General features: G+C 65.4%; 17 protein-coding genes. 7 read left to right on the top strand and 10 right to left on the bottom strand.

Features of this window, described 5'->3' with window-relative positions; genetic code table 11:
- Positions 1-3 precede the first annotated feature (3 nt).
- The 4 genes from U9J33_RS01170 to panC form a co-directional block, all read right to left on the bottom strand.
- Positions 4-1,371, bottom strand: a complete 1,368-nt coding sequence (locus tag U9J33_RS01170) for a HAMP domain-containing sensor histidine kinase (RefSeq protein ID WP_324697326.1) — start codon at positions 1,369-1,371, stop codon at positions 4-6.
- A 7-nt stretch (positions 1,372-1,378) separates the two neighbouring features.
- On the bottom strand, positions 1,379-2,065 hold the full coding sequence (locus tag U9J33_RS01165; RefSeq protein WP_185998395.1) for a response regulator transcription factor: 687 nt from the start codon (positions 2,063-2,065) through the stop codon (positions 1,379-1,381).
- An 80-nt stretch (positions 2,066-2,145) separates the two neighbouring features.
- Positions 2,146-2,916, bottom strand: a complete 771-nt coding sequence (locus U9J33_RS01160) for a CsgG/HfaB family protein (RefSeq protein WP_054442159.1) — start codon at positions 2,914-2,916, stop codon at positions 2,146-2,148.
- Positions 2,917-3,061: 145 nt separating this feature from the next.
- Positions 3,062-3,943, bottom strand: a complete 882-nt coding sequence (gene panC / locus U9J33_RS01155) for a pantoate--beta-alanine ligase (RefSeq protein ID WP_324697323.1) — start codon at positions 3,941-3,943, stop codon at positions 3,062-3,064.
- Positions 3,944-4,107: 164 nt separating this feature from the next.
- On the opposite strand from panC, the gene U9J33_RS01150 reads away from it, so the two are divergent.
- From U9J33_RS01150 to pgmG, 3 genes are read left to right on the top strand one after another with little or no spacing between them, the layout of a single operon-like run.
- Positions 4,108-4,920 (top strand): division plane positioning ATPase MipZ, encoded by an 813-nt coding sequence (locus U9J33_RS01150; protein WP_082370626.1) that lies wholly within the window; start codon positions 4,108-4,110, stop codon positions 4,918-4,920.
- Complete coding sequence (locus U9J33_RS01145; RefSeq protein ID WP_185998397.1) at positions 4,917-5,213, top strand: J domain-containing protein; 297 nt, start codon at positions 4,917-4,919, stop codon at positions 5,211-5,213. The genes U9J33_RS01150 and U9J33_RS01145 overlap by 4 nt, the downstream gene beginning before the upstream one ends.
- 2 nt (positions 5,214-5,215) lie before the next feature.
- On the top strand, positions 5,216-6,613 hold the full coding sequence (pgmG, locus tag U9J33_RS01140) for a phosphoglucomutase/phosphomannomutase PgmG (RefSeq protein WP_324697320.1): 1,398 nt from the start codon (positions 5,216-5,218) through the stop codon (positions 6,611-6,613).
- On the opposite strand, the gene U9J33_RS01135 is transcribed toward pgmG, so the two are convergent.
- Positions 6,610-7,881, bottom strand: a complete 1,272-nt coding sequence (locus U9J33_RS01135) for an MgtC/SapB family protein (protein ID WP_324697318.1) — start codon at positions 7,879-7,881, stop codon at positions 6,610-6,612. The two genes, pgmG and U9J33_RS01135, sit on opposite strands and share 4 nt — an antisense overlap.
- Before the next feature lie 245 nt (positions 7,882-8,126).
- Here U9J33_RS01135 and U9J33_RS01130 point away from each other — a divergent pair, with 245 nt between their 5' ends.
- Positions 8,127-10,523 carry a ligase-associated DNA damage response DEXH box helicase gene (locus U9J33_RS01130; protein ID WP_324699090.1) on the top strand — a complete coding sequence of 799 codons (2,397 nt, stop codon included), beginning with the start codon at positions 8,127-8,129 and terminating at the stop codon, positions 10,521-10,523.
- A gap of 93 nt (positions 10,524-10,616) precedes the next feature.
- Here U9J33_RS01130 and U9J33_RS01125 read toward each other — a convergent pair whose 3' ends face one another.
- From U9J33_RS01125 to U9J33_RS01110, 4 genes are all read right to left on the bottom strand, one after another.
- Positions 10,617-11,051: an ExbD/TolR family protein gene (locus tag U9J33_RS01125; RefSeq protein WP_054442164.1), complete on the bottom strand. Its 435-nt coding sequence runs from the start codon at positions 11,049-11,051 to the stop codon at positions 10,617-10,619.
- A 29-nt stretch (positions 11,052-11,080) separates the two neighbouring features.
- On the bottom strand, positions 11,081-11,614 hold the full coding sequence (locus U9J33_RS01120) for an ExbD/TolR family protein (protein ID WP_185998401.1): 534 nt from the start codon (positions 11,612-11,614) through the stop codon (positions 11,081-11,083).
- Between the two features lie 113 nt (positions 11,615-11,727).
- Positions 11,728-12,501 carry a MotA/TolQ/ExbB proton channel family protein gene (locus U9J33_RS01115; protein WP_185998402.1) on the bottom strand — a complete coding sequence of 258 codons (774 nt, stop codon included), beginning with the start codon at positions 12,499-12,501 and terminating at the stop codon, positions 11,728-11,730.
- A gap of 68 nt (positions 12,502-12,569) precedes the next feature.
- Entirely contained in the window at positions 12,570-13,244 is a 675-nt protein-coding gene (locus U9J33_RS01110; protein WP_054442167.1) for a TonB family protein, read from the bottom strand.
- A gap of 357 nt (positions 13,245-13,601) precedes the next feature.
- On the opposite strand from U9J33_RS01110, the gene U9J33_RS01105 reads away from it, so the two are divergent.
- Both U9J33_RS01105 and U9J33_RS01100 read left to right on the top strand, forming a co-directional pair.
- The gene (locus U9J33_RS01105; RefSeq protein ID WP_420719853.1) at positions 13,602-14,465 is read left to right on the top strand and encodes a hypothetical protein; all 864 of its coding nucleotides are present in this window, start codon (positions 13,602-13,604) and stop codon (positions 14,463-14,465) included.
- A 94-nt stretch (positions 14,466-14,559) separates the two neighbouring features.
- A complete protein-coding gene (locus tag U9J33_RS01100) occupies positions 14,560-15,867 on the top strand; it encodes a homoserine dehydrogenase (protein WP_054442287.1) in 1,308 nt (435 codons plus the stop codon).
- 56 nt (positions 15,868-15,923) lie between these two features.
- On the opposite strand, the gene U9J33_RS01095 is transcribed toward U9J33_RS01100, so the two are convergent.
- Positions 15,924-16,388 carry a hypothetical protein gene (locus tag U9J33_RS01095; RefSeq protein ID WP_243692584.1) on the bottom strand — a complete coding sequence of 155 codons (465 nt, stop codon included), beginning with the start codon at positions 16,386-16,388 and terminating at the stop codon, positions 15,924-15,926.
- A gap of 99 nt (positions 16,389-16,487) precedes the next feature.
- On the opposite strand from U9J33_RS01095, the gene glpX reads away from it, so the two are divergent.
- Positions 16,488-17,471 (top strand): class II fructose-bisphosphatase, encoded by a 984-nt coding sequence (gene glpX / locus U9J33_RS01090; RefSeq protein WP_054442289.1) that lies wholly within the window; start codon positions 16,488-16,490, stop codon positions 17,469-17,471.
- Positions 17,472-17,521 lie beyond the last annotated feature (50 nt).

Raw genomic sequence — 17,521 nt, 5'->3', positions numbered from 1 at the left:
GTTCTATTTCTTCGACTCGGGGGCAATCAGGAAGCAGGCACCCTTTTCCGAAGGTATGAGCGCGATTTCAAGATGATGCCGCTCGGCGATGGCACGGCACAGGGCAAGGCCCAGGCCGGCTCCTTCCGCACCGCCCCCGGCGGCCCCATGGTTCCCGGCCCGGCTGAACTTGTCGAAGATCCGCTCCCGGTCGCCTTCGGGCACGCCGGGGCCATCGTCGCAGACCGTCAGTCTTGGCCCCATTGCCAGTTCGAGGCGCACGGTTCCCCCCAGCGGCACGAACTTGAACGCGTTGTCGAGCAAATTGGTGATGAGGCGGGTGAGCTGCATTTCTTCCCCCTCGATGATGACCCCGGGCGTGATCGCCAGCTCCAGCCGATGGCCGGAATCTTCGGCACTGTCGGCATAGAGTTCGCCCAGCCGCTCGGCGAGCAGACTCAGGTCGACGGGAGCAAGGCCGTGGCGGTCGCCGCGCCGGGCCTGGCTGGCGGCGATGTCCAGCAGAGACTCCAGCATGCGGATGATGCCTCGGATTTCCAGCCGGGCATCGACGATGCGCGAGGCGATCTCCCCATCGGGCGTGGCGGCCAGCGCCTTCACCAGCCGGTTGTCGAGATGCATCAGCGGAGTGCGCATCTCGTGTGCCACCTGATCCGTGGTTTCGCGCTGGGCGCTGGCAAGGCGGCGCAGACGGGCAAGGGCTTCGCCCGAATGGCGGGTAAGCTCGTCGATCTCGTCGCGATCCTTGGAATCCCTGGCAAGCTGGGTCAGCGCATCGTCGTCGGGATGGCGGAAGGCGGCGTTGATGCGCCCGATCCGTCCCGCCAGCCGCTGTGCCGCGAGCCAGCCGACGAGCGCTACGGCGCCGACCGCCAGCAGGCCCCCGGTCAGGAAGGCAAAGGCCACCTGCCGGAGCAGCAGCCCAAGATCGCGGTATTCATGCGCGACCAGCAGGCGCAGGTCGGGGCCGAGCTGGGTCGCGCGGGCAAAGGCGCGCACGCCATCGGGCAGCTGGACGTCGCCGGTTTCCGAAAGGCTGGCGTGAAGACCGGGCCAGCTTCTCAGATCCCCCGCCAGTGGGCGGCCCTTGGCATCGGCAAGCAGATAGTGGGCCGGATTGGCATCGCGCGGCTGAAGCGCGAGGCGATCGTTGATGCGGTCGGATAGCTCGACCGTGCCGCCGCTGGCGTAGATGTCCACCATGCCGGCCAGATCGACATCGACCGCGCGTTCGAGAGCCAGCGCATTGGTCCGCTGGATCGTGGCGTTCGTCAGCAGCCAGAGCCCGAAGGTAATGAGCGCGGCAATCAGGATCGCCCAGGCCACGATCTGCGCGAAGATGGACCTGCGGATATCGACGACGGCGGCCATGCCCGCCCTACCGGCCGTCCAGCAGGCGGTAGCCGGAGCCCCAGATGGTTTCCAGCGCAGGGAGATCGAAGCCGTCCTCCAGCTTGCGGCGAAGGCGGCCGATGTTGACGTCCACCACATTGGTCTGCGGATCGAAATTCATTTTCCACACGTCTCGCAGCAGCATTTCGCGGGTGAGGATTTCGCCGGCGTTTTCCATGAAGTAGCGGAAAAGCTCGAACTCCTTGGGGCTGAGCGCGAGGTGGCGGTTGTCGCGAAAGGCGGTGCGGGCCTTCACATGGCACTCGAACGCGCCGTAGAGGATGACCGCGCTGTGTTCTCGTCCGGAAGCGCGGCGATGGAGGGCGCGTAGCCGGGCGAGCAGTTCCTCTGCCTCGAACGGCTTGGCCAGATAGTCGTCAGCGCCGCCGTCCAGTCCTTCCGCGCGGTCCGTGGTGCGCCCCAGCGCCGAAAGCATGAGCACCGGCGTGCCGATCCCGCTTTCACGCAGGCGGGACAGGATGGTCAGCCCGTCGAGATCGGGCAACATGCGATCAAGGATGATGACGTCGAAACGCTCGACACCGGCCAGCTTGAGCCCTTCCTGACCGCTGGCCGCCCAGACCAGCGCGATGTCCGACTGGTCGGCCAGTTCGCGCACTTGCTGGGCGGCGCGGGCGTCGTCTTCGATGTAGAGGGTTTTCAGGCCGCTCATGGGCAATGGTTCGCCTTCGCGCATGCCGGTCGGGAGGTTTCCCGGCCGGCATGGTTTTCGATCTTGCGACGGATAGAGGATCAGCGCGCCGGCGGGGCTGCGGCCGAGGCATTCTCGGGCAGGCCGCCAAGCTGCGTGACCAGCTTGGTATAGGCATCGAGATAGGCCAGCACGATGATCTGGCCGATCTGGGTGTTCTGGTAGCCGCCGCCGCCGGCTGCACCGAACGTGCCGCCGAAGAAGCCGCCGCCACCGCCGCCGAAGCTGATGTCGGACTTGCGGGCATAACCCTCGGTCAGCGCTTCCTCGACCGTGGTGCGCGAATTGACGATGGAGAGCGTGACGTTCGCCTCGCCTTTCTTGACGTTGAGGCCGCCGGCGATCGAGCCGAAGCCGCGCCCGAACAGGCCGCCTACGCCGCCAAGGGCCGCGCCAAGACCGCCGCCGCCGGAATTGTTGTTGGTGGAGACGATGTCCGGCTGGAGGAAGTAATCCGCTGCCTTGATCTGGCCCTTGCCGATGTTGGAGCCCTTTTGCAGCTCACCCTGATCGGCGAGCGCGCGTTCCATCGCGCTGCTCTGGAGCGAGCGGCCGCGATTGACCAGCGTGAAGCAGCCGGACCTCTGCACGAATACGCGCAGGATCGCCTCGGGACTGCCGAGGCTGAATTCGCGCCACCACTGGTTATCCGGCTCGACGATGGAAACGGTGCCGAGATTCTTGCGGCACACGGGGATTTCCTGAGTGCCCTTGTCCTGAATCTTGCGGGCGGAGGACTTGTCTTCGGCAAATGCCGAGGGTGAGCCCGTCATGACGGCAAGCGCGGCCAGCGCGCAGGCGATCTTCTTCATGGTGACGTCCCTCTGTTGCGCCGCGCAGCGACCGTCGCGGCTTTCACAACCCCCGCAGACTTTAGGCCCGAAATCCCTCGGGGCAAATGACTATTCCTGTGAGAATTGCCGCTGGGGAACCCGCGTTCTCCCTGGAATTGCAGGGTTATCGGGGAGAGACGGCCATATTGTCGATCAGGCGGGTGGAACCGATCCGCGCCGCGACGAGCAGGCGCATCGGGGCATCGGAACGGCTGTCCAGAAGGGCAAGACCATCGGCGTCGCGCAGTTCCGCGTAGTCGACCGAGGAGAACCCGCCCGCGAGCAGCGCATCCTTCAGCCGGGCCGTGGCGGCGGCAACATCCTTGCCCGCCTCGATACCCGCGATCGCGACTTTCATCGCCATGGGCAGTGTTACCGCCTGCTCGCGCTGTTCGGGCGTGAGGTAGGCATTGCGCGAGGACATGGCGAGCCCGTCCACTTCGCGCACGGTCGGCACGCCCAGCACGGCGTCGGCATGGGGCCGCGTAAGGTCGAGGTCGCGCGCCATGCGGCGGATCACGGCGAGCTGCTGCCAGTCCTTTTCACCGAACAGGGCGACATCCGGCAGGACCTGGTGGAACAGCTTGCATACGACCGTGGCGACGCCGTCGAAATGGCCGGGGCGCGAGGCGCCGCACAGGCCGTCGCTGACGCCCGAGACCGAGATGCTGGAGGCAAACCCTCGCGGATACATCGCCTCGACCGTGGGGGCCCAGACCGCGGCCACGCCCTCGGCCTCCAGCAATGCGCAGTCGCGTTCGAGCTGGCGCGGATACTTGTCGAGATCCTCGCCCGCGCCGAACTGGAGCGGGTTCACGAAGATCGAGACGACGACGTGATCCGCCTTTTCCCGCGCCGCGCGCACGAGTGTCAGATGGCCTTCATGCAAGGCCCCCATGGTCGGCACGAGGGCTATGGTTGCTTGCGGAGTTCCGGAAGCCGTTCCCGCCTGGCGCAGCTCGGCAACGGCACGGCGCAGTGGATCAAGGCTGTGAAGGATTTGCATTGGGTGTCACTGCTCCGATAGGATGCACTTGACCGGGGGTCGCGCCTGCCTTTAGCCGCACCGCGCCTCGGGCGGCAATGGGTTTGACCCGCTTCGGCGGTTAAGGATTTGATTTCGCTTGCCGGGCTATGGCTCGGGGGCAACAGGGAAAGCGAACAGGGTCCGTGACAGCGCATCGCATCGTCTTCGCCAACGAAAAGGGCGGCACCGGCAAGTCAACGACGGCCGTTCACGTGGCCATCGCGCTGGCCTATCAGGGCGCCAGGGTCGCCGCGATCGACCTCGATCCGCGCCAGCGCACGCTCTATCGCTACCTTGAAAATCGCGTGGAAACCGAGCGCCGCCGCGAGATCGCGCTGCCGGGCGCCCGCTTCTCCGTCTACGATGGCGACGATATCGACGAGCTGGACGAGCTCTCCGAAGCCATTGCCGAAGGTTACGACTTCCTGATCTTCGACACGCCGGGCCGTGACGACCAGTTCGCCCGCCATGTCGCGGCGACGGCGGACACGCTCGTCACGCCGCTGAACGACAGTTTCATCGACTTCGACCTGATCGGCCAGGTGGAGAGCGAATCCTTCAAGGTGAAGAAGCTCTCCTTCTATGCCGAGCTCATGTGGGAAACCCGCAAGAAGCGCGGCCTGAAGACCATCAACGAGGGTCGCCGGGAGCTGGACTGGGTGGTGGTGCGCAACCGTGTCCAGCACGTCGAGGCGAAGAACATGCGCCGTCTCGAAGGCGCGCTGCTGGAACTGTCCAAGCGCGTGGGCTTCCGTATTTCCAACGGGCTGTCCGAGCGCGTCATCTTCCGCGAGCTGTTTCCTTCGGGCCTGACCCTGCTCGACAAGGGGCACCTTGGCGAACTCGGCACCAGTCATCTGGTCGCCCGGCAGGAACTGCGCCAGCTCGTGGCCGGCCTGAACCTGCCGATGCCGGCGAACCGCGAGCCGGACCTCGAACTCGCCGCCGACGAATGAAACTTCTCTGGCTCATCGCGCTCGGCTGCATCGCCTGGCGGCTCATCAAGGGGCGCTGGCCCTGGCAGGGCAAGTCGCTGCCCGGCCCGTCTTTCGCCGATGTCCACGCCAATGCACAGGCACGCGCCCTGCTGGGCGTGGCAGAAGGGGCGGGGCGCCGCGAGATTCTCGATGCGCATCGCCGCGTCGTCACCCAGGTCCATCCCGACAAGGGCGGATCGAACGAGAAGGTCCATGAGGCGAACGCGGCCCGCGATCTCCTTCTGGCAAGGCTGGGCGACGTGCAGGGCTGAGCATGAGCCACAGGTTCGATCCCACGATCCTGCGTGAATACGACATTCGCGGTGTGGTCGGCCGTGACCTTGGACCGGCGGACGCCCGCGCGATCGGGCGCGGCTTTGCAACGATCCTGCGCCGCGGCGGAGGCCGAAAGGTTGCCGTGGGTTACGACGGGCGGCTCAGTTCGCCGATGCTGGAAGCGGCTCTTGTCGAAGGGTTGACGGCCAGCGGCGTGGACGTGGTGCGCATCGGCCTGGGGCCGACGCCGATGCTCTATTACGCGGAGGCCTCAGCCGAAGATGTACAGGGCGGCATTCAGATAACTGGCAGCCACAATCCCGCCGATCACAATGGCTTCAAGATGGTAATGGGAGGAAGCCCGTTCTTCGGCGCGGATATCCTCCGCCTTGGGGCCATGGCGGCGGCCGGTGAGTGGGACGAAGGCGCCGGGCGCGTTGAAGTCCGCGATGTGCTCGAACCCTATGTCAGCCGGATCGCCGAGGGGATCGCCGGAATCGCGACCACCGACTTGCGGGGGTTGCGGATCGGCTGGGATGCCGGAAACGGGGCTGCCGGGCCCGCGCTGGAAATGCTGACTTCGCGTTTGCCTGGCGAGCACCATCTGCTTTTCACCCAAGTCGATGGGAATTTTCCCAACCATCACCCGGATCCGACCGAGGAAAGCAACCTTGCAGATCTGAAGGCGCTCGTCGCTGCCAAGAACCTCGATTTCGGAGTGGCTTTTGATGGCGACGCGGACCGGATCGGCGTTGTCGACGGGCTGGGCCGGGTGATCTGGGGGGACCAGTTACTTGGCATATTTGCCGAGGATCTGCTTCAGCGGATGCCGGGTGCCGCCGTGATCGCCGACGTCAAGGCCTCGGGCGCGCTGTTCGGCGCCATTGCGCGCCACGGAGGAAAGCCGCTCATGTGGAAGAGCGGGCATTCCCACATGAAGTCCAAAATGAAGGAAATCGGCGCGCCGCTTGCGGGGGAGACGAGTGCCCATGTCTTCTTCGCCGACGACTTCTACGGCTTCGACGATGCGCTTTATGCCGCCGTGCGGCTGATGGCGGCCACGGTTCGGCTGGGGCGGTCGGTCACCGCGCTCAGGGGCGCAATGCCGGAAATGCTCAACACGCCTGAACTGCGATTCCAGGTGGACGAGAGCCGCAAGTTCGCCGCGATCGCGGAAGTGCGCGAGCGTCTGGCCGGGGCCGGTGCGCGGTTCGTGGATATCGACGGTGTGCGCGTTACCACGCCGGACGGCTGGTGGCTGCTCAGGGCATCCAATACGCAGGACGTGCTGGTCGCCCGGGCCGAGAGCGATACGGCGGCCGGACTGACCCGCCTGATCGCCGAAGTGGATGCCCAGCTTGCGGCTTCGGGGCTGCGGCGCGGGTTTACGGGCTAGCGCAGGAGCAGCCAGGCCAGGCCGACCGCGATGGCGCTGGCGATCAGGGGAATGATGCCTTGCCGGCCTTTCTCCCAACCCGCGACGCTGGCGACCACGCCGCCCTTGAACAGCGTGTTCAGCGCCACCGGCACGGACAGGACGAGACCGGCGGTTCGCGCATCCAGCGTCCGTCCGGCGAGGCCGCCCATGGTGATGATCGCGGAATCGACGTCCACCGTGCCGGAGATCGCAAGGACCAGCGCAAGGCCCCGGTCTCCGAAGTTCTGGAGCACCCAGAGCGAGGCCACGGTCAGCACCATGACAAGCCCCGTCAGCATGAGTGCGGGACCGATGTCGAACGGATTGCGGATGGTCATTTCATGGCTGGTGTCGCCTGCTTCCACGAAGCGGGTGCGATGCAGGTGGAATGCCGCGCAGCCGAGGCTGACGACGAGGCCCGGGGCGATGAGCTTGGCGAGCATCGGCAGGGCGGCCGGTGCCAGCAATCCCGCCAGCACCATGACGCGCAGGAACATCACGACCGAGGAAACCGAAATCGCGGCGGCCAGGACCGGCGCCGGGATCGTGTCTTCCTTCAGGCGATTGGCGATCGAGGCGGTGACGGCCGTGGAGGAAACCAGTGCGCCTGCCGCCGCGGTGGCGATGATGCCGCGCGCCGCGCCGACGATCCGCGTGGCGAAGTAGCCCGCGAAGGAGAAGCCGGACACGAACACGACGATCAGCCAGAGCTTGCGGGGGTTCCAGGCATCGAACGGCCCGAAGTTCCGGTCCGGCAGCAACGGCAGGATGACGAGCGCGATGAGCGCGAAGCGGGCGATCGAGAGCACCTCGCGCTGGCTCAGGCGATCGATCCAGCCATGGAGCTGTGCCCGCATGGCGAGCAGCAGGACCATGACGACCGCGATCGCGGTGCCGATCAGGCGCTCTCCCATGCCCACGAGCAGCCCGCTCACCAGGGTGAGCAGGGCCACCACGCCCGAGGTTCCGCTCACGCGGTCGTTGACGCGGGCATCGCGGACGTAGCCGGCGATCACCAGCGCGGCGGCGGCAGCGACGAGCACGGTGGCAGGGCCGGGGGCATCGGCGAACATCACGCCCGCCACGCCTCCCGCCAGGGCGAGCAGGGCAAAAGTGCGAATGCCGGCGAAGCGCGTGCCGTCCGCCTGTTCGCGGGCCGCCCAGCCGCGCTGCAGGCCCACCAGCAGGCCGAGGGCGAGGCTGACGGCAAGGGCGATCAGGTGGCTGAAGTCCTGTCCGGTCGGCATCGGCGCGCGATCTCCTTGCGAGGGATGGGAATTCATCGGCCAAGCCCGCCCGGCGCGCAAGAAGATTGGACCTGCAACCTCGATGCGGGCTCGGGCTTTCCTCTTGGGCGCCGATATGCTCCACCTCGGATGATGTTCCAGACCGTGTTCTCCTCGAGACCGAAATCGTGACCGGCGGACCGCCGGTGCCTGTGGAGATAGCGGAGTGGTTCTCTGCGCGCGGCTGGCGGGTGCGTCGCCACCAGATGGAGATGCTGGGAGCCTCGGACCGGGGGAATCATGCATTGCTCGTCGCCGATACCGGCGCGGGCAAGACGCTGGCGGGCTTCCTGCCGACCCTCTCGGCGTTCTGCCCCTCGCGGCTGGGCGGCGCCAGGGCGCCGGATGGGCTGCACACGCTCTACGTCTCGCCGCTGAAGGCCCTTGCCCATGACGTGCAGCGCAACCTGCTTACGCCGGTGGAGGAGATGGGCCTGCCCATCCGCATCGAGACGCGCAGCGGCGATACGCCCTCGGACCGCAAGGCCCGCCAGCGGGCGCGGCCGCCGCATGTCCTGCTCACCACCCCGGAGTCGCTCTCGCTCCTGCTGAGCTATCCGGAGGCGCCGGGGCTGTTCGCCGGGCTCAAGCGCGTCGTCATCGATGAAATCCATGCCTTTGCCACGGGCAAACGGGGAGACCTGCTGGCATTGGCATTGTCCCGGCTTCAGGCGCTGTCGCCGGAACTGCAACGGGCCGGGCTGTCGGCGACGCTCGCCGATCCCGATGCCTTTCGCGGTTGGCTGGCGCCATGGGGCGATATCGACGGGGTCGAACTCGTGGAGGGGGAGGAAGGGGCCGATCCCGACGTCTCGATCCTGCTGCCGCAGGCGGAGCGCATCCCATGGAGCGGTCACGCGGCAACCTGGGCGGTGCCGCAACTCATCGAACAGATCAAGGCGCATCGCACCACGCTGATCTTCACCAACACCCGCTTTCTCGCGGAGTACATATTCCAGGAAATCTGGAACGCGAACGAGGACAATCTGCCGATCGGAATCCACCACGGCTCGCTCTCGAAGGAGGCGCGTCGCAAGGTGGAAGGCGCGATGGCGGAAGGGCGCCTCAGGGCCCTTGTCTGTACCGCCAGCCTCGATCTAGGTGTCGATTGGGGTGATATAGATCTCGTGGTGCAGATGGGTGCGCCAAAGGGCTCCTCGCGCCTGCTGCAACGCATCGGACGCGCCAATCACCGGCTGGACCAACCGAGCAAGGCGTTGCTGGTGCCGGGCAACCGCTTCGAATTCCTGGAGGCTTTCGCCGCCCGGGAGGCGGTTCAGGAGGGCCAGCGTGACGGTGAGGGCTTCCGCCCCGGTGGGCTTGACGTGCTCGCGCAGCACGTCATGGCCATCGCATGTTCCGGCCCTTTCCGGGAGGAGGACCTGCTGCGGGAAGTGCGCTCCTCGCTCGCTTACGCATGGGTGGACGAGGCCATCTTCGCAAGGGTGCTCGATTTCGTGGCGACCGGTGGATATGCCTTGCGATCCTACGAACGGTTCCGCCGTATCGTGCGGGAGAAGGATGGCACTTCAGGCTGGCGCTGGAGGCTCACCCATCCCGAACATGCCGCGCGGCATCGGCTCAATGCCGGGATTATCGTCGATGCGGAGATGCTGGATGTTCGGTTCCGCAACGGCCGTTCGCTGGGACGGGTGGAGGAAGGCTTCGGGGCCAGCCTGAAGCCCGGCGATACCTTCCGTTTTGCGGGAATGGATCTCGAGGTGGAGGCCCTCCGCGATCTGGAGCTGATCGTGCGGGCCGCCCGGCGTTCGGCGACCATTCCCAGCTATATGGGGCAGCGGATGCCGATCTCCACGCATCTCGCCGATCGGGTACGCGCCATGCTTTCCGACCAGGCAGGATGGGCACGGTTCCCGGATGATGTCCGCGAATGGCTGGAGGTGCAGGGCTGGCGTTCCCACCTGCCGGCGCCGGGCCGGCTGCTGGTGGAGAGCTTTCCGCATCGGGGCCACGCCTACACGACCTATTACACGTTCGAAGGCTGGCCGGCGAACCAGTCGCTGGGAATGCTCATAACCCGGCGCATGGAAGACCGGGGGCTTGGCCCGCTCGGCTTCGTCGCCACGGACTATGCGCTGGTCGTCTGGGGGCTCAAGGCCGTGGACGACCCGGCGGCGCTGCTGTCGCCCGACATCCTCACGCATGAATTCGTCGACTGGGTACAGCAATCCTACCTGTTGCGCCGCGCCTTTCGCGAAGTGGCCGTCATATCGGGTCTCGTCGAACGGCAGCAGCCCGGGAAGCGCAAGTCCGGCCGGCAGGTCACGTTCTCGACCGATCTCATTTACGACGTACTTCGCAAGTACGAGCCGGATCACCTGCTGATCGAGGCTGCCTGGGCCGATGCGCGCGCGCGCATGACGGACGTGGCCCGCGTGGCGGATGTTCTGGACCGGGCCGCGCGTGAAATCGATCACGTCCACCTCGATCGGATCAGCCCGCTTTCGGTGCCGGCGCTGTCCATGATCGGGCGCGAATCGCTCCCCTCGGGCTCGGCTGACGAAGACCTGCTGGTGGAGGCGGAAAGCCTTGCTTCGCTGGCCATGAGAATGGATCCCGTGGCCCTGCCGGAGGAAGAGTAAAGCCCAACCCCTGGAAGGCTTTCGGGCAGCAAAAAAGGGGCGGATTGCTCCGCCCCTTCATTGGTCCTTGAGAGACCGGTTCCGCTAGTCGGCTTACTTGCCGAAGTCGCGGAACTGTTCGTTGCCCACGAAGCCGAACTTCGTGACTTCCGCAGCCTTGATGACCTGCAGCACGGAGGCCGAGAGTTCATAGCTGGCTTGCGGCTCCGGCTGGTACTGCAGCTCGGGTTCGACCGGGTAGCTGAGCGACTGCTTGAGCAGCTTGGCCAGACCCGGACCGTCAACCTGTGTGCCGTTCCAGAGGATCTTGTCATCCGCGGTGAGCACGACCTTGTTACGGATCGGGTCGACCGGCGGAGGATTGTTGTCCGGAGGAGTCGCGACCGGGAGATCGATATCGATCGAGTGGGTCGCAACCGGGATGGTGATGATGAACATGATGAGGAGCACGAGCATGACGTCGATAAGCGGCGTCGTGTTCATGTCCATCATCGGCGAGCCATCATCGCTACCGCCTGACATTGCCATGGAAAGTTACTCCTGTTCCTGCCTGAACGTCAGCCGTTCGGATCAACCGGGTTGGTGATAAAACCAACCGTCGGATAACCCGAGATCTGGACGTTGTAGATCGCACCGGCAACGCAGCGCCACGGGGCGTTGACGTCACCGCGAATGTGGACCTGCGGCACGAGATCGGGGTTGGCCTGAAGGGCCTGCGGGCCACCTTCGCGCTTCACGATCGCATCGAGACGCTTGAAGGCCTGGTCGCGCAGTTCCTGCGAGGTCACCGGCGTGATGTTGTTGAAGTAGACGCGGCATTCGCCGTTGCGCGAAGCACCGGCATAACCGGGTTCACCCGCAGCCTTGCCGGCATCGTCGGTGGTCGAAACGGTGAGGAGAAGGTTTTCGACCTTGTCCTTCGATTCGACAGCCTCGATGATCGGAATGCGCAGCTTTTCGATCGTCTGGATCGCAACCGGAACCGCGATCAGGAAGATGATCAAGAGCACCAACATGACGTCGACGAGCGGCGTAGTGTTGATTTCGGACATCGGTTTTTCGGCACCGCCTCCGCCCGTGGATATCGCCATAGTCTTATCCTAATCCTTGCGTTGCCTTGGGGAGGCGACGGACGCGCATGCAACGCACCGTCGCCTGGCCCCTTGGACGCGCGGCCGCTTGTGCGGCGCGCGTCCCGTGCTGCTTACGGCTTGGCCGGGGCAGCGGCGGGCTTGGCCGGAGCGGCGGCGGGCTTCGCCGGAGCAGCAGCAACGAGGGGCTTCACGGCGCCACGCGAGTTGATGTTCGCGAGAACGTCGCTCGAGAAGCCGGTCAGCAGTTCTGCAATGCGCTTGTTGCGGCTCTGCAGGTAGTTGTAGGCCAGAACGGCGGGAACGGCGACGATCAGGCCGAGTGCGGTCATGATCAGCGATTCACCGACGGGGCCGGCAACCTTGTCGATCGAAGCCGAACCGGCGATGCCGATGGCGATCAGGGCGCGGTAGATGCCGACGACGGTACCGAACAGACCGATGAACGGTGCGGTTGCGCCGACGGTGGCGAGGAACGGCAGGCCCTGTGCAAGGCGAGCGTTGATCGAAGCTTCCGAACGCGCGAGCGAAGCGTGCATCCAGTCATGGGCTTCGAGCGAATCGGTCATCTTGGCGTGCTGGTCTTCAGCGGCGATGCCGTCGTCGACGAGCTGGCGCCATGCGCTGTTCTTCTCGAGCTTGGCTGCGCCTTCGCGAAGGGTCGGGGCCTTCCAGAAGGTGGTGCGCACTGCGTTGAACTGGCGCATGATCTTGGCCTGCTCGAACCACTTGGTGAACAGGATGTAGAACGAACCGAACGACATGATGCCCATGATGATGACGGTGGCATACGAGATGAAACCACCGGCCTGGAGGGCTTCCATGAAACCGAACTTGTTCTGCGGCGCGGCATCGCCCGCGGCGGCAAGGATATCAACGATAAGCATGCGATTTACCTCTCAAGAAGAATGCAGGGACCGATCCGGGCGCGGGTGTGGGCCCGACCAGTCAGAAGTTAGTTGAGCTTGTAGACGATCGCCGTCGAAGTGCTGCCCGCGATCGGGTTGCCGGCATCGTCAAGCGCGGGGTTGTAGCGCGCATAACGGGTCATGCCGTCGCAAGCCGCTTCGTCGAGATCGGGGCTACCGCTCGAAGAAGTGACGGAGCAACTCGTGACCTTGCCGTCGGGACCGATCGCAACGCGTACACCGACGCGGCCTTCACGCTCTTCACGAGCAGCCTTGGTCGGGTAGTTGTTCTGAATGCGGGCAGCCCAGCCAGCCTGACCCTTCGGCGAAACGCCGCGAGCCTTTGACGGTCCGGGAGGCGCAGCCGGCGGTGCCGGCGGTGCCGGGGGCGCCGCGGTCGTGATCACCACCGGCGGTGCCGGCGGAGGTGTGATCACCGTCTGCACCGGCGGCGGTGCCGGGGCGATGTTGATCGGCGGCGGCGGCGCTACGATCGGAGGCGGCGGGGTATTTTCCTGCGGCTCCGGCGGCGGCGGCGGCGGCTCTTCCTCCTTCGGTTTCTCTTCCTTGATGTCGACTGTGGTCACCTTCTTGATGACCTGTTGCGCAGCCTGGTAGGCCAGGCCCGTGACGAGCGCATAGCCTACAAAGACGTGGATCAGCGCAACAATGACAAGCGCGGTAATCTTGTTACCGCTCATTTGCTGGTCAGCGTAAGCCATTCAAACGCATCACTCCATTACCAAGCCCCGGAAAAGCCCGAGCCGGACGTGTCCAAGGGCGCCCATGGCCCTCACCCGGAGGCAAGGTCCATGACGAAACTCCAAATTACCCACCCTGACGGCTGACAGTCAGCCTTTCCGTTGACATTTTACGGGAGGCGAACCGTGGGACTTTTTAGTTTTTTGGCCCCATTTTGCGAGTTTCTTAGCCGGGCAGTTGCACATGTGCAACGCCTTATCGGCACGTCAATCGTTAACGGTCAATTCAGCGCGGATAAGTTCCAATCGAAAAAGGGGGATTTTGTGGCCGAGCCCCAAGCCGCTATAGGCTGGCCTTTTCCACGGAGTTTGCCTCGCATGTCATCGAAGTTGCACCGACTTGTCGCGAATCTCGGGGGAGTTGCGCTGGCCGTGCAGGCAGTTCCGGCCCTGGCGCAGTTAACCGCATCCGCGCCCGCAATGGATGCATCCGGCCCCACTTTCGCCGACATCGCCGATCTCTCCGAATCGGCTGGACTCGTGGTTAAGGCGCAGGTCCGCAAAATGGTCCGTGTCGAGGATGAACGCGCGCCGGGACGGGCGCCGGGAATGGGGCGATTCTATGTCACGGCCCAGACCCGTGCGCTGATCGCCGGCAAGGCCCCGATCGGCGAATCGCTCGTCTATCTGGTCGACCTGCCGCTCGATTCCAGGGGCAAGGCACCGAATCTCAAGAAGCAGGACGTTCTGCTGTTCGCACGCGCCGTTCCGGGGCGGCCCGGAGAGCTTCAACTGGTGACGCCGACCGCCCAGCAGGTCTGGACCGATCAGGCGGAAGCGCGCGTGAGGGGCATTCTCAAGACGCTGCTCTCTCCCGACGCGCCTGTGCACATCACCGGGGTACGTGAACTGCTCTATGTTCCGGGCAATCTTGCGGGACAGGGGGAGACGCAGATTTTCCTCAACACCCGCGAAGGCGCGGCTGCTTCGATCACGGTCCATCACGAGCCGGGCTCGCCTCCGGCCTGGGGGGTGTCCTTCTCCGAGCTGGTGGCGGACATCGGCAATCCGCCACAGCCCGAGACCATCGAATGGTATCGGCTCGCCTGCTTCCTGCCGAACAATCCGCCGCCTCGCGCCAATGTTTCCGAGGGGATCGAGGAACGCCGTCAGGCCGATGCCGACTATCGCACGGTTCTGGGCGAACTCGGCCCGTGCCGCAGGACGCTCGGGCAGGGTTGAGCCGGGCCGGCGAGAGGTTTCGCCGATGGGGAGCGCGAAGGTACTGGAATTTCGCCGTAGGCTCCCCTAGGTGCCGCTCCCGAAAGGGAACTCCATGGTTGAACCGCTGAATATTGCGCTGGCCGGTCTGGGGACCGTCGGCACGGGTGTCGTCCGTCTCATCGAGACCAATGCCGAACTGATTGCCCGCCGTGCGCGGAGGCCGATTCGCATTGCCGCCGTCAGCGCGCGTGACCGCACGAAGGATCGCGGTGTCGACCTTTCGCGCTATGACTGGGTAGACGACCCCGCTGCGCTTGCCGCTCGCCCCGATGTCGATGTGGTGGTGGAGATGGTCGGCGGCTCGGACGGTCCTGCACTGGCGCTGGCGCGCAATGCCATCGGCCAGGGCAAGGGCCTTGTCACCGCCAACAAGGCGATGATCGCGCACCATGGCCTGGAACTGGCTTCCGCTGCCGAAAAGGCTGGGGTTGCGCTCAAGTTCGAGGCGGCGGTGGCGGGCGGAATCCCGGTGATCAAGGGCCTTAGCGAAGGCGCTGCAGCCAATGCCATAGAACGGGTCTACGGCATACTGAACGGCACCTGCAATTACATCCTGTCCACCATGGAGGATACCGGGCGCGACTTTGGCGATGTTCTCGCCGAGGCCCAGCGCATGGGTTATGCAGAGGCCGATCCGACCTTCGACGTCGAGGGCATCGACGCCGCGCACAAGCTCTCTATCCTGGCTGCGATCGCCTTCGGATCGCGTCTGCGCTTCGATGCGGTGGAGACGACCGGCATTTCCCGCGTGAAGGCTGCTGACATCGAGCAGGCACGTTCGCTGGGCTATGTGATCCGCCTGATCGGCATGAGCGAGGTTGACCGGGCAGACGGTTCCAGCCGCCTGTTCCAGCGGGTCCATCCGCATCTGGTGCCGTTCGACCATCCGCTGGCCCATGTCGATGGTGCGACCAATGCGGTTGTCGCCGAGGGCAATTTCATGGGGCGCCTGCTGTTCCAGGGTGCCGGTGCCGGTGACGGGCCGACCGCCAGCGCCGTCGTTGCCGATATCATGGATATCGCGCGCGGTGAGAAGGGGGCGGCGTTCTCGATGCCCGAGGGCGAACTGGAGGCGATGGAGCCGGCGCCGACCGGGCACCGCCGCGGACGGTGCTACATCCGCTTCACCGTGCCGGACCGTCCGGGCGTGCTGGCCAACATCACGGCGGCCATGCGCGATGCCGGCGTCTCGATCGCCAGCATGATCCAGAAGGGCGAGGCCGAGCAGGCTGGCGAGGCGATCCTTGCCATCGTCACGCATGATGGCCCCGAATCGGCCGTGAACGAAGCGCTGCGCATCCTCGACGGATCGGACAGCCTGACCGCCCGGCCGCTGGTGATGCAGATCATCGAGGGGTGAGAGAACGAACGGGCGCCATGATGCGCCCGTTCGCTCCCGCCAGTCTTTCGCTCCCCTCAGTGCGCGCGCATCTCGCCTTTGGCGATCTTGTCCGCGTCCGAGCCTGCCGGCGCCTCCGGGATGGAGGACAGATCGATCAGGTAGGGCGTTTTCGGACAGGGCGGCACGAGGCACATCCCGCCCATCGTGGCCTTGCCCCTGAAGATGCCGTTGCCGGCAACGTCGGGCGGATGGAGCCTGCCGTCGTTCAGCGCTTGCGGCGATTCCGGATCTTCCTGCGAAGTGGACGGGATCCGGTACTTTTCCTCGTCCGGGGCGCAGACCACGATTTCACCCGGACGGCCTTCGCGCAGGCAGCGCTTGCGGGCCGATTCCGGCGTTATCCGGCCTCCCTGGGACATCATCTTCTGCGCCACGGCGCGATCTTCATCGGATATGGAGGGGGTGTTGGAACCGGCGCCTGAAGTCGTCGTGGCGCCGCCGGTATTCACCTGTGCGATCGCCGGAGCGGGGGCTGACAATGCGATTGCGAATAGTATCCGCCATCTTCTCGACAATTGAAATTCCTCTGTCTAAGCCGCTCCCCGAACCTTTCCTCCTCGGATTAATCCGGAGTGAACATGCCTGAAAACAAGACTCCTGCAAGTAAAGTTCTCGACCGCGTTCTCGTGCTCGAAATGGTCCGTGTAACCGAGGCAGCGGCGATCGCCGCCTCGCATCTCATCGGTCGCGGCGACGAGAAGGCTGCGGACCATGCCGCAGTCGAGGCAATGCGCAAGGCTTTCGACACGCTTTACATGGACGGCACCGTCGTCATCGGCGAGGGTGAGCGCGACGAGGCGCCGATGCTGTTCATCGGCGAGAAGGTGGGCGGCGCCCCGGATCGCGGTCCGAAGATCGATATCGCGCTCGATCCGCTGGAAGGCACGACGATCACCGCCAAGGCAGGCCCGAACGCGCTGGCCGTCCTTGCCGCTGCCGAAGAGGGCGGCCTGCTGAACGCTCCCGACGTCTACATGCAGAAGCTGGCGGTCGGCCCCGGCTATCCCGATGGCGTGATCGACCTGCGCAAGACCGCGACCGAGAACGTCGCGGCGGTGGCAGCGGCCAAGGGCGTGAAGCCGGAAGAGATCATCGTCTGCGTGCTCGATCGTCCGCGCCATGCCGATCTGATTGCGGAGCTTCGCGACATCGGCTGCGGCATCCACCTGATCCCCGATGGCGACGTGGCCGGCGTGATCGCGGTGACGGACGAGAACACCACGATCGATATCTACATGGGCTCCGGCGGCGCACCGGAAGGCGTGCTGGCGGCGGCCGCCCTGCGCTGCGTCGGCGGCCAGATCCAGGGCAAGCTCCTGTTCCGCAACGATGACGAGCGCAGCCGCGCCCGCAAGTGGGGCATCGAGGATCTCGACCGGATCTACACGCTCAAGGATCTCGCCAAGGGCGACTGCATTTTTGCGGCCACCGGCGTTACCGATGGTTCGCTGCTCTCCGGCGTCAAGCGCCTCAAGGGCGGCAAGATGACGACGGAGAGTGTCGTCATGCGGGCCAGCTCGGGGACGGTGCGCTGGATCAAGGGCGAACACCGTCACGGCTGACGGCGTGATGGATGGGCGCGGGGCGCTTTTCCAATCAAGCACTTGTACAT

Origin of the sequence: Novosphingobium sp. RL4 (assembly GCF_035658495.1) — a bacterium.
In the GTDB taxonomy this organism is placed as follows: Bacteria; Pseudomonadota; Alphaproteobacteria; order Sphingomonadales; family Sphingomonadaceae; genus Novosphingobium.
This window is presented reverse-complemented; position numbering and strand designations above follow the sequence as displayed.

Bases quoted from the DNA above. Each gene is read 5' to 3' on its own strand.
- U9J33_RS01170 (WP_324697326.1), bottom strand. From the start codon at position 1,371: ATGGCCGCCGTCGTCGATATCCGCAGGTCCATCTTCGCGCAGATCGTG.
- U9J33_RS01165 (WP_185998395.1), bottom strand. From the start codon at position 2,065: ATGAGCGGCCTGAAAACCCTCTACATCGAAGACGACGCCCGCGCCGCC.
- U9J33_RS01160 (WP_054442159.1), bottom strand. From the start codon at position 2,916: ATGAAGAAGATCGCCTGCGCGCTGGCCGCGCTTGCCGTCATGACGGGC.
- panC (WP_324697323.1), bottom strand. From the start codon at position 3,943: ATGCAAATCCTTCACAGCCTTGATCCACTGCGCCGTGCCGTTGCCGAG.
- U9J33_RS01145 (WP_185998397.1), top strand. From the start codon at position 4,917: ATGAAACTTCTCTGGCTCATCGCGCTCGGCTGCATCGCCTGGCGGCTC.
- pgmG (WP_324697320.1), top strand. From the start codon at position 5,216: ATGAGCCACAGGTTCGATCCCACGATCCTGCGTGAATACGACATTCGC.
- U9J33_RS01135 (WP_324697318.1), bottom strand. From the start codon at position 7,881: ATGCCGACCGGACAGGACTTCAGCCACCTGATCGCCCTTGCCGTCAGC.
- U9J33_RS01130 (WP_324699090.1), top strand. From the start codon at position 8,127: ATGGAGATGCTGGGAGCCTCGGACCGGGGGAATCATGCATTGCTCGTC.
- U9J33_RS01125 (WP_054442164.1), bottom strand. From the start codon at position 11,051: ATGGCAATGTCAGGCGGTAGCGATGATGGCTCGCCGATGATGGACATG.
- U9J33_RS01120 (WP_185998401.1), bottom strand. From the start codon at position 11,614: ATGGCGATATCCACGGGCGGAGGCGGTGCCGAAAAACCGATGTCCGAA.
- U9J33_RS01115 (WP_185998402.1), bottom strand. From the start codon at position 12,501: ATGCTTATCGTTGATATCCTTGCCGCCGCGGGCGATGCCGCGCCGCAG.
- U9J33_RS01110 (WP_054442167.1), bottom strand. From the start codon at position 13,244: ATGGCTTACGCTGACCAGCAAATGAGCGGTAACAAGATTACCGCGCTT.
- U9J33_RS01105 (WP_420719853.1), top strand. From the start codon at position 13,602: ATGTCATCGAAGTTGCACCGACTTGTCGCGAATCTCGGGGGAGTTGCG.
- U9J33_RS01100 (WP_054442287.1), top strand. From the start codon at position 14,560: ATGGTTGAACCGCTGAATATTGCGCTGGCCGGTCTGGGGACCGTCGGC.
- glpX (WP_054442289.1), top strand. From the start codon at position 16,488: ATGCCTGAAAACAAGACTCCTGCAAGTAAAGTTCTCGACCGCGTTCTC.